This window comes from Nocardia sp. AB354, assembly GCF_049538315.1.
Classification (GTDB): Bacteria; Actinomycetota; Actinomycetes; order Mycobacteriales; family Mycobacteriaceae; genus Nocardia; species Nocardia nova.
On sequence record NZ_JBMVFU010000013.1, the window covers coordinates 78786 to 90950 of the forward strand.

Sequence of the window (12165 nt, forward strand, 5' to 3'; positions counted from 1 at the left end):
CCCGGCCGCGGCCTCGTATCGGGGCGCGACCGTCGAATTCGCCATCGACGCCGGTCTGCGTGCCGCCATCGACGAACTGGCCGAACAACTGCGGGCCACGCCGTTCATGGTGCTGCACGCGGCCCTGTCGCTGCTGCTCGCCCGGTTGTCCGGGACGAGCGATATCGCGATCGGCACCCCCGTCGCGGGCCGGGGCGAGCGCGCACTCGACGATCTGGTCGGCATGTTCGTCAACACGCTCGTCCTTCGGACCCGGGTGGCGGGCGACGCCGATTTCGCCGAACTGGTCCGCCGCACCCGCGCCGTCGATCTCGATGCCTTCGCCCATGCCGAGATTCCGTTCGAACGCCTGGTGGAGGTGTTGAATCCGGCGCGGTCGCAGGCGCGGCATCCGCTGTTCCAGGTCGGCCTGTTCATGCAGAACATCGGGGTCGGCACGCCGGAACTGCCGGGCCTCGAGACCGAGCTCGTGGATTTCGATCCCGGCTTCGCGAAATTCGACCTCCAGCTCACCGTTTCCACACCGCCCGAGGGCGGATACCGCGCCGAATTCACCTATGCCACCGATCTTTTCGATGCGCCGACGGTCGAGGAATTCGCCGCCAAATTCCTGCGCCTGCTCGGCGGCGCCACGGCCGACCCGCACCTGCCGGTCGGCGATCTGGAACTGCTCGACGCCGGCGAACTCGACTATGTGACCTCCAGCTGGAATGCCAGCGGCCACAAGGTGGCCGACCACTTCCTGCACGAGGGGTTCGACCGGCAGTCGCGCCGCACGCCGAACAATCGCGCGCTCGTCTTCGAGGACGCCGAACTGACCTACGGCGAGATGTCGGACCGGGTGAACCGCCTCGCCCGCAAGCTGATCGAATCCGGCGTCGGTCCGGAGACGCTGGTCGTGCTGGCCATGCCGAGGTCGATCGAACTGGTGCTCGGCATGTACGCGGTGCTGCACGCGGGCGGCGCCTACGTTCCGGTGGACCCGTCCCATCCGATCGAACGCATCGGCCACATCCTCGCCACCGCGCGGCCGCATACGGTGCTGACCACGCGGGCCGCCGGCTTCGAACTGCCGCCGACGGCCTCCGATACGGCGGTGGTTCACCTCGACGAACTGGACCTCTCCGAGTACTCCGCCGCCAAGATCGGCGATCGGGAGCGCCGCGGCACGCTGCATCCGGACCACCCGGCCTATGTGCTGTTCACCTCCGGCTCGACCGGGCGGCCCAAGGGAGTCGCGGTCAGCCATCGCGCCATCGCCAACCAGCTCGAATGGATGCACGCCGAGTACGGGGTGCGGGCCGGCGACATCTACCTGCAGAAGACCGCGACCACCTTCGACGTGTCGCTGTGGGGCTATTTCCTTCCGCTGCGGGCCGGCGCCGCCCTGATCCTGGCCACCCCCGACGGCCACCGCGACGCCCGCTATCTCGCCGAAACCATTGCCGCGCAGCGGGTTACGCTGACCGACTTCGTGCCGTCGATGCTCACCGTCTTCCTCAACCATGCCGAGGCGCGGGAGCTGGCCACCCTGCGGGCCGCCTTCGTCGTCGGTGAGGCGCTGCCCGCCGAAACCGCGGCGCTGTTCGCCGAGAAGTGCGACGGCGCCCTGCACAATCTGTACGGCCCGACCGAGGCGGCGGTGTCGATCACCTGCCACGAGGTCACCCCGGACGACGTGCGCAGCGTGCCGATCGGCGAGCCGGAATGGAATTCGCAGGTCTTCGTGCTGGACGCCCGGCTGCATCCGGTGCCGATCGGCGTGCCGGGCGAGTTGTACCTGGCCGGCACCCAGCTCGCGCGCGGCTACTGCGGACGCGCCGACCTGACCGCGGACCGGTTCGTCGCCAATCCCTTCGCTGTGTCCAAAAGGGGCGCTCCCGAGGGCCCTGCGGGGTCACGCTCCGCTACCGCCTCCGGGCCCGCCGGTCGTGCCCCGGGCGGCGAACGGATGTATCGCACCGGTGATCTGGTGCGCTGGACCCCCGAGGGCGAGCTCGACTATCTGGGCCGCATCGACTTCCAGGTGAAGTTCCGTGGCCAGCGCATCGAACTGCCGGAGATCGAAACCGCCCTGCTGGCCGCACCGGGTGTCGGCCAGGCGGCGGTGCGCCTGATCACCGGCGAGAGCGGCGACTACCTCGCCGGATACGTGATCCGCACGCCGGGGGCCGAACTCGACGTGCAGGCCGTGCGGGACGGTCTCGGCGCGGTGCTGCCCGCCTACATGATTCCCACCGCCGTCGTCGAACTGACCGAATTCCCGCTCAACAGCAGCGGCAAATTGGACCGCGCGGCGTTACCGTTACCGGTGCTGGCGGCCGCCGAATTCCACGCCCCGCGCACCCCGCTCGAGGAGCGGGTGGCCGCGGTGTTCGCCGACGTGCTCGGGCTGGAGCGGGTCGGCCGCGACGACGACTTCTTCGCCCTCGGCGGTAGTTCGCTCGACGCCACCCAGGTCAGTGCCCGCGTCGGCCGGATCGTGGATGCCCGGGTACCGGTGCGCACCCTGTTCGAGGCCTCGACCGTCGCCGCGTTCGCGGCCGCCGTCGGCGGTGACGTGGCCGAGCGGGCCCGGCCCGCGCTGGTGAAACAGCAACGGCCGCAGCGCATTCCGCTTTCGCCGGCGCAGCAGCGGATGTGGTTCCTCAACCGGTTCGATCCCGAGTCCGGTGTCCACAACATTCCGGTCGCGGTCCGGCTGACCGGCGCCCTGGATGTCGCGGCGCTGGCCGCCGCCGTCGCGGATGTGCTGGAACGCCACGAGACCCTGCGCACGCGCTATCCCGAACACGAGGACGGCCCCGCCCAGGAGGTGCTGCCCGCCGCCGATGTGCGCGTGGACCTGACACCGGTCGATGTGCCGGCGGCGGAGATCGCGGGCCGCATCGCCGCGCTCACCGCGCGGGGATTCGACGTCACCGCCGAACCGCCACTGCGCATCGCGTTGCTGCGCAGCCGCGCCGACGACGGCGGCGACATCGGCGCCGCCCGCCCGGACGGCGCGGAGCCCGAGCACATCCTCGTCTTCGTGGCCCACCACATCGCGGCCGACGGCTGGTCGATCGCCCCGCTGACCCGCGACCTCATGACCGCCTACGGCCACCGCGCGGCCGGGACCGCACCGCAGTGGGAACCGCTGCCCGTGCAGTACGCGGATTTCAGCATCTGGCAGCACGCGGTGCTGGGTTCGGAATCGGATCCGGACAGTGTCCTGGGCGCCCAGGCGGCCTACTGGCGGGCGACGCTCGCCGGGCTGGCCGACGAGCTGAATCTGCCCACCGACCGGCCGCGCCCGATGCGCCCCTCCTACGCCGGTGGCCGGGTGCGATTCGATATCGGCGGCGACATCCGCGACGGCCTGCGCGAACTCGCCCAGCGGCGGCAGGCCACCACCTTCATGGCCGTGCACACCGCGCTGGCGATCTTCCTGGCCCGCATGGCCGGTACCGACGACGTGGCGATCGGCTCGCCGATCGCCGGGCGCGGCGAGCGCGAACTCGACGATCTGATCGGCATGTTCGTCAACACCGTCGTGTTGCGGACCCCGGTGCCCGGCGGCGCGAGCTTCACCGAACTGCTCGACCGCACCCGCGAGGCCGACCTGCGTGCCTTCGCACACGCCGACCTGCCGTTCGAGCGACTGGTGGAACTGCTCGATCCGGAACGGTCCACCGCGCGGCATCCGTTGTTCCAGGTGGCGCTGGCCTTCGAGAATCTGCCCACCGGTGAGCTGGAGCTGCCGGGGCTGCGGGTCGGCACGGTCGAGCCGGACGCCGGAACCGCGAAATTCGATCTGGCCCTGAACATCCGGGAGACGGCCGACGGGATGGCCGCGGAATTCGCCTATGCCCGCGACCTTTTCGACCACGCCACGATCGAGGGCTTCGCGAGCCGCTTCCTCGGTCTGCTGCGGCAGCTGGTCGCCGATCCGGAGGCCGCGGTCGGTGATACGTCGCTGCTCAGTGCCGACGAATACGTCCGGTTTACCCGGGTGCGGCCCGACGAGGTGATGGCGACCGCGCTGCTGCCGGAACTGCTCACCGCCGGGCTGAGTCTGGGGCGCGACCGGATCGCGGTGCGTTACGAGGGCCGTTCGATCACCTACGGCGACCTCGACGACTACTCCTCCCGGCTGGCCCGCCGGTTGATCGCAGCGGGCGTCGGCCCGGAACAGCTGGTGGCCGTGGCGCTTCCGCGGTCCTTCGAGATGGTCGCCGCGGCCGTGGCGGTGGCCAAGGCCGGCGGCGCACACGTGCCGGTCGACCCCACCTATCCCGCGGAGCGGGTGCGCTACATGGTCACCGACTCGGCGGCGCGGGTCGGCATCACGGTCGCCGCGTACGCCGACGCACTGCCCGAGGGCGTGCGCTGGCTGGTCCTCGACGCACCGGCGACGGAGGCCGAACTCGCCGCCCTGCCCGCCGGGCCGATCGGCGACGCCGAACGGATCGCCACGCTGCGGATGTCCCATCCGGCGTATGTGATCTACACGTCGGGCTCGACGGGTATGCCCAAGGGCGTCACCGTGACGCACGCCGGCCTGGGCGGGCTGGCCCAGTACGCGATCGAGCGGTACGGGTTGCGGCCCGAACATCGCATGCTGCACATCTGCTCGCCGAGCTTCGACCCCTCGGTCCTGGAATGGATCTGCGCCTTCGCCACCGGCGCGACGCTGGTGATCGTGCCGGCGCGCGTCATCGGCGGCCCCGAGCTGGGCGCGTTGCTGCGCACGGAGGTGGTGACGCACGCGATCATCACGCCCGCCGTGCTGGGCACCCTGGATGCCGCGGAACAGCCGCAGCTGCAGGTACTTTCGGTCGGCGGCGATGTCACCACCGACGAACTGCTGGCGACCTGGGAGCCCGGCCGCCGCTATTTCAACGGCTACGGTCCGACCGAAACCACCATCATCTCCTCCTACGCGCGCCTGACCGCCGGTCGGCCGGTCACCATCGGAACTCCGGTGCACGGCATGTCGGCGCTCGTGCTGGACCGGCGGCTGCGGCCCGTGGCGCCCGGAGTGGCCGGTGAGTTGTACCTGGCGGGTGGTGGCCTGGCGCGGGGATACCGCAACCGATCGGGAGGCACCGCCGAGCGGTTCGTGCCCAACCCCTGGGGTGCGCCGGGCAGCCGGATGTATCGCACCGGCGACGTCGTGCGCTGGCGGGCGATCGCGCCGACCGTGCGGCAGGCACAGCCGGAATGGGAGCTGGAGTACGTCGGGCGCTCGGATTTCCAGGTGAAGATCCGCGGCTTCCGGGTCGAACTCGGCGAGATCGACGCGGTGCTCGGCGCCCACCCCGACGTCGATTACGCGACCACCCTGGGTCGCGACCACGACACCCGCGGCACCATGCTGGTGTCCTACGTCCTGCCGAAGCCGGGACGCGCGATCGACCCCGCCGGCCTCACCGATTTCGCGGCCCGCCGGTTGCCCTCGCATATGGTGCCGGCCGCACTGGTCGTCCTGGACAAGATTCCGCTGACACCGGTCGGCAAGGTGGACCGCAAGGCGCTGCCCGAACCGGTGCTGGCGCCGGCGCGGTTCCGGGCGCCGGTCGGCGCCGCCGAGGTGCTGGTCGCGAACACATTCGCCGCCCTGCTCGGCGTCGAACAGGTGGGTGCGGACGACGACTTCTTCGCCCTGGGCGGCAACTCGCTCGTCGCCACGCAGCTCGCCGCACGCCTGAACAAGGCGACCGGGGACACGGTGCCGGTGCGCGCGGTCTTCGACGCGCCGACCGTACGGGCGCTGGCGGCACGGATCACACTGTCGGACAACGGTTCCCGTGACACCGGGCCGAGTGCCGTGGTCCCGCGCCCGGAGATCGTGCCGCTGTCGATCGCTCAGCAGCGCATGTGGATGCTCAACCGCCTGGACACCGGCGGCGGCAGCTACAACATCGCGTTCGCGCTGCGGCTGACCGGCAATCTGCACATCGCCGCCCTGCGCGCCGCGATCGCCGATGTGATCGAGCGGCACGAAACCCTGCGTACCCGCTACCCCGAGCGGGACGGGGCGGCGACCCAATGCGTTCTACCCGCCGCCGTCCCGGATCTCGCGGTCACCGATATCGATGCCACCGAGGTCGCCGCCATGGCGGAAACCCTGGCGCACAGTCGTTTCGACGTGGCGGACGAGGTGCCCGTGCGGATCCGGCTGTTGCGTGTGCGCCGCGCCCCCGACGCCGATCGCGCCGCGCAGACCCACGTGCTGCTGTTCGTCGTCCACCACATCGCGGCCGACGGCTGGTCCTTCGCCCCGCTGACCAGAGACCTCGCCGTCGCCTACCAGGCCCGCACCGCGGGCGCTGCGCCGCAGTGGTCGCCGCTGCCGATCCAGTACGCCGATTACGCGCTGTGGCAGCAGCGCACGCTCGGGTCGATCGCCGATCCGGACTCGGAATCCGCTCGGCAGCTGGAATTCTGGCGTACGCAACTGTCCGGGGCGCCGGAGCTGTCGGCGCTGCCGACCGACCGCCCGCGCCCCGCGATCGCCTCCCAGCGGGGCGGTGCCCGCACCGCGCGGCTGAGTCCCGCCCTGCACCAGCGCATTCACGATCTCGCGGCCGCGCATCGGGTGACACCGTTCATGGTGCTGCACGCCGCGCTGTCGGTGCTGCTGTCCCGATTCGGAGGCAGCGACGACATCGTGATCGGCGCCCCGGTCGCCGGGCGCGGTGATCAGGCGCTCGACGATCTGGTCGGCATGTTCGTCAACACCCTGGTGCTGCGGACGCCGGTGCACGGCGGGGACAGTCTCGCCGAACATCTCGACCACGTGCGGGCCGTCGACCTCGCGGCCTTCGACCATGCCGCGGTGCCGTTCGAACAGCTCGTCGACGTCCTGAATCCGGCTCGCTCCCGGGCACATTCGCCGCTGTACCAGGTGTCGTTGACGCTGCAGAACCAGACCCGCGCGCAGCTGCGGCTCGACGGGCTGGAGATCGCCGCGGTCGAACCCGCGGCGGCGCCGATCCAGGTCGACCAGCACTGGACCGCGAACGAGACCTACGCGCCGGACGGTACGGCCGAGGGTATCGACCTGCACGTGCACTATGCCGCCGACCTGTTCGATCCGGAGACCGTCGCGGCGCTGCTCGACGGCTTCGAGCGGATCGTGGCGGCGATGGCGGCCGACGGGACCACCCGGGTCGCCGACGTCGAGCTGATGTCGCCGGCCGAACGCGAGCGGCTGATCGGCGGGCACAATGCCACCGCCTACCCGGTCGGCCCCCGCACCCTGCCCGAACTTCTCGCCGCCCGGCCGCAGCGCCCGGCCGCGCAGGCGGTGACCTTCGAGGGCACCAGTCTGTCCTATCGCGAATTCGACCGGCGGGTGCACCGGCTCGCGCGCTATCTGATCGCCCGCGGCGTGGGACCGGATACTGCTGTGGCCGTGCGCATTCCGCGCTCGCTGGAGTTGGTCGTCGCCATTCACGCGATCGTCACCGCCGGGGCGGCCTACGTACCGCTGGACCCCGACCACCCCGCCGATCGGGTGCGCCACGTCCTCGACACCGCGCGACCCGCGTGTGTGCTGACCACCACCGACGCACCCGAATTACCGGCCGGTGTGGATGCGGTGCGGCTGGACCGGCTGGATTTGTCCGGCTGTGCCGACGACGCGGTGACCGATGCCGACCGGGTGTCGCCACTGCGGCCGGAGCATATGGCGTATGTGATTTTCACGTCGGGGTCGACGGGTCGTCCCAAGGGTGTGGCGGTGAGTCACGGGGCGATCGTGAATCGTCTGGCGTGGATGCAGGCCGAGTACGGGTTGAGCTCCGACGATGTGGTGTTGCAGAAGACTCCGGCGACGTTCGATGTGTCGGTGTGGGAGTTCTTCTGGCCGTTGCAGGTGGGTGCGCGGCTGGTGGTGGCGCGCCCCGACGGGCACCGCGATCCGGCGTATCTCGCGCGGTCGATGGACGAGGAGGCCGTGACCACGGCGCACTTCGTCCCCTCGATGCTGGCCGTATTCGTCAGCTCGGTGGCGGCGGCCCCGGCGTCGTTGCGTCGCGTGTTCACCTCGGGTGAGGCGTTGCCCGCGGATACGGCAGCGCGCTGGCGTGAGCTCGGTGGTGCGCCGCTGCACAATTTGTACGGTCCGACCGAGGCCGCGGTCGACGTCACCTTCCACGAGGTGACCGATGCCGACACCGTGACCGTGCCGATCGGCCGTCCCGTGGCCAATACCCGTGTCTACGTGCTGGATTCGGCGTTGTGTCCCGTCCCCGTCGGTGTCACCGGCGAGCTGTACCTTGCGGGCGATCAGCTTGCGTGCGGGTACGTCGGCCGGCCCGACCTGACCTCCGATCGCTTCGTCGCCGACCCGTTCGACGCCGGAGCACGGATGTACCGCACCGGCGATCTGGTCCGATGGAACCGCACCGGTGAGCTGGAATACTTGGGCCGCAACGACTTCCAGGTGAAGTTGCGCGGACTGCGCATCGAACTCGGCGAGATCGAGGCCGCGCTGACCGGCCGGGCCGGCGTCGCCCAGGCGGCGGTGGTGGTGACGGGAGCGGGCGAGCGGGCCCGGCTGCACGCCTACGTGGTGCCGGCGGCGGGTGCCTCCGTCGATTCCGCTGCCGTCCTGGCCGCCGCGGGCCGCGCCCTGCCGGCGTACATGGTCCCGGCCGGGGTCACGGTGCTGGCGCAACTACCGGTGAACAGCTCCGGAAAGCTCGACCGCGCCGCACTGCCGGCCGTGGACCCGGGGGAGAAGTCCGTCTACCGCGCCCCGGCCGAAGGGGCCGAGGCCGTGGTCGCCGCCGTGATGGCCGAACTGCTGGGCCTCGACCCGGCCGGTGTCGATCGCTTCGGTGCCGACGACGACTTCTTCGCCGCGGGCGGTAACTCCCTGCTCGCCATGCGGGTGGTCGCCCGGGTCAACGAGGCGCTGGGCTGCGACCTCAACGTCGCCGAGATCTTCGGCGCACCCACCGCCGCTCTGCTCGCCCGCCTCGTCGACGACGCACCGGGCGCGACCGTCCCGCCGCTGATCGCCGGGCCGCGTCCCGACCGAATTCCGTTGTCGCTCGCCCAAACTCGCATCTGGCTGCTGAACCGCATCGAACCGGATTCGGCGATGTACAACATCCCGTTCGCCCTGCGCCTGCGCGGCGATCTGGACGAATTCGCCCTCTCCGAGGCGGTCACCGATGTCCTGGCTCGGCACGAGTCGCTGCGCACGGTCTTCCCCGAGGATGCCGAAGGCCCGCGCCAGGACATTCGCGCCGTCGAGGACTGCGCCGCCACGGCCCTCACGCTACATACCGTGAATGCCGGCGAGGTGGATGCCGAACTCGCCGCCGCGGCGGCGCGCGGCTTCGATCTGCGGCACGACATTCCGTTGCGGATCAGCGCTTTCCGGGTAGCGCCCGACGAACACATCCTGCTGGTGGTCGTGCACCACATCGCGGCCGACGGCGTGTCCACCGCGCCGCTGGCTCGCGATCTGGTGACCGCTTACGCCGCCCGCAGGGCCGCGGCGGTACCCGACTGGCAGCCGCTGCCGGTGCAGTACGCCGATTTCGCGCTGTGGCAGCACGCGGTCCTGGGTCGCGCCGACGACCCCGAATCCCGCCTGGCCCGCCACCTCGAATTCTGGCGCGCCGAGCTGGCCGACCTGCCCGCGGTCGTCGACCTGCCGGGCGACCGGCCGCGGCCGGCGGTGGCGTCGGGCGCGGGCGCGGCGATCGAATTCCGCATTCCGGCCGAGCTGACCGCCGCCGTCGAGACCCTGGCCCGGCGCGCGGGCGTGTCCACCTTCATGGTGCTGCACGCCGCCTACGCCACCCTGCTCGCCAAGCTGTCCGGTACCGAGGACCTGGCCGTCGGCACACCGATCGCGGGCCGATCGGCGCAGGCGCTGGACGACCTGGTCGGCATGTTCGTCAACACGCTGGTCCTGCGCACCCGGATCGGCGCGCACGAACGGTTCGGTGAGCTGCTCGCCCAGGTCCGCGACGCCGACGTGCGGGCCTTCGCCCACGCCGACCTGCCGTTCGACCGGCTGGTCGAGGAGGTGAATCCCGAACGCTCCCAGGCCTATGCGCCGATCGTGCAGGTGCTGCTGTCGTTCGAGCAGCGCTCCGGCACCGACCTGCGGCTACCCGGGCTGGAGGTGACCGATTACCCGCTCGCCAATCCCGTGGCGCAATTCGATCTCGCGCTGTCGCTGGCCGAGGTCGACGGCGCGCAGGGCCGCGAACTCCAGGCGGTGCTGCGGTATGCCACCGATCTGTTCGACGCGTCGACGGTGACCGCACTCGGTCGCCGGCTGCTGCGGGTGCTCACCGCGGTGACGGCGGACCCCGACGTCCGCATCCGCGACATCGACCTGCTGGAACTGTCCGAACGGTTGCAGGTCCTCGACATCTGGAATGCGACCGCTGCCGAAATCGACCGCACCGCAACACTTCCCGTGCTGTTCGATGTGCAGGCCGCGCGCACGCCCAAGGCGCCCGCGCTCACCTACGCGGAGACGACGCTGACCTACGCCGAATTCGGCGCCCGCGTGAACCGGCTCGCCCGCCACCTGATCGCGCAGGGCGTGGGCCCCGGATCGCTGGTGGCGCTGCATATGCGCCGATCGCTGGAACTCGTGGTCGGCATGTACGCGACCGTCGCCGCGGGGGCCGGCTATCTGCCGCTGGACCCCGACCACCCCGCCGAACGCATCCGGTACCTCCTCGACACCGCGCGTCCGGCCTGTGTACTCGCGACCACGGATGCGCCGATGCGCGCGGAGTCGGCGCCGCCGGTGCTCGACCTCGATCGGCTGGACGTGTCCGGCTACGCCGAAGGTCCGCTGACCGATGTGGATCGGCTGGGCAAGCTGCGGCCGGAGCATGTCGCGTATGTGATTTTCACGTCGGGGTCGACGGGTCGTCCCAAGGGTGTGGCGGTGAGTCACGGGGCGATCGTGAATCGTCTGGTGTGGATGCAGTCGGAGTATCGCCTCGGTGCGGATGATGCGGTGTTGCAGAAGACTCCGGCGACCTTCGATGTGTCGGTATGGGAGTTCTTCTGGCCGTTGCAGGTGGGTGCGCGGCTGGTGGTGGCGCGTCCGGACGGCCACCGCGACCCGGCCTACCTCGCGCGCGTGATGGACGACGAGGCGATCACGACCGCGCACTTCGTGCCCTCGATGCTGTCGGTCTTCGTCGACGCGGCGGCCGATGCCGCCGCGATGGTTCCCGCGCGCCTGCGTCGCGTGTTCACCTCGGGTGAGGCGTTGCCCGCGGATACGGCAGCGCGCTGGCGTGAGCTCGGTGGTGCGCCGCTGCACAATTTGTACGGTCCGACCGAGGCCGCGGTCGACGTCACCTTCCACGAGGTGACCGAGGCGGACGCGGTGACCGTGCCGATCGGCCGTCCTGTCGCCAATACCCGTGTCTACGTGCTGGATTCGGCGTTGCGTCCCGTCCCCGCCGGTGTCACCGGCGAGCTGTACCTTGCCGGAGCACAATTGGCCGAGGGGTATGTCGCCCGGCCCGACCTGACCGCGGACCGCTTCGTGGCCGATCCGTTCCGCGCCGGTGAACGCATGTATCGCACCGGTGATATCGCACGCTGGCAGGCCACGGGCGAACTGGAATACGTGGGCCGCGCCGATTTCCAGGTGAAGGTGCGCGGCCTGCGCATCGAACTCGGTGAGATCGAGGCCGCCCTGCGCGAATCCGAGGGCGTCACCCAGGCCGTGGCCGTGGTGCGCGACGACCGCGACACCGGCGATCGGATCGTCGCCTACGTGGTCGCCGCGTCCGGCCGTGACCTGGATGCCGAGCGGCTGCGCGCCGACTGTGCCCGGCGGCTGCCCGAATACATGGTCCCCGCGGTGATCATGACGATGGACGCCCTGCCCCTGAACGCCTCGGGCAAACTGGACCGGAAAGCCCTGCCGGAGCCGGCTTTCCGGGCGCGCGCCTACCGCGCTCCCGGCACGCGGGCCGAACTCGCCGTCGCCGCCGTCTACGCGGAGCTGCTGGGTCTGGACCGCGTCGGACTGGACGACGACTTCTTCGCCCTCGGCGGCAATTCGCTGACCGCCACCCGTGTGGCCGCCCGGCTGGGCGCCGAACTCGACGCCGAACTACCGGTACGCCTGATCTTCGATGCGCCGGCCGTCGGTGCCTTGGCCGCCCGCGCCGC

General features: G+C 70.9%; 1 protein-coding gene (cut by both window edges). It reads left to right on the forward strand.

All 12165 nt of this window come from inside a single coding sequence — locus ACPCUW_RS19950, non-ribosomal peptide synthase/polyketide synthase (RefSeq protein ID WP_423426393.1), on the forward strand. Of the gene's 31785 coding nucleotides, 2828 precede the window and 16792 follow it; the stretch shown corresponds to coding positions 2829–14993, spanning codon 943 (partial) through codon 4998 (partial); the first complete codon in view begins at nt 2. The start codon and the stop codon both lie outside this window.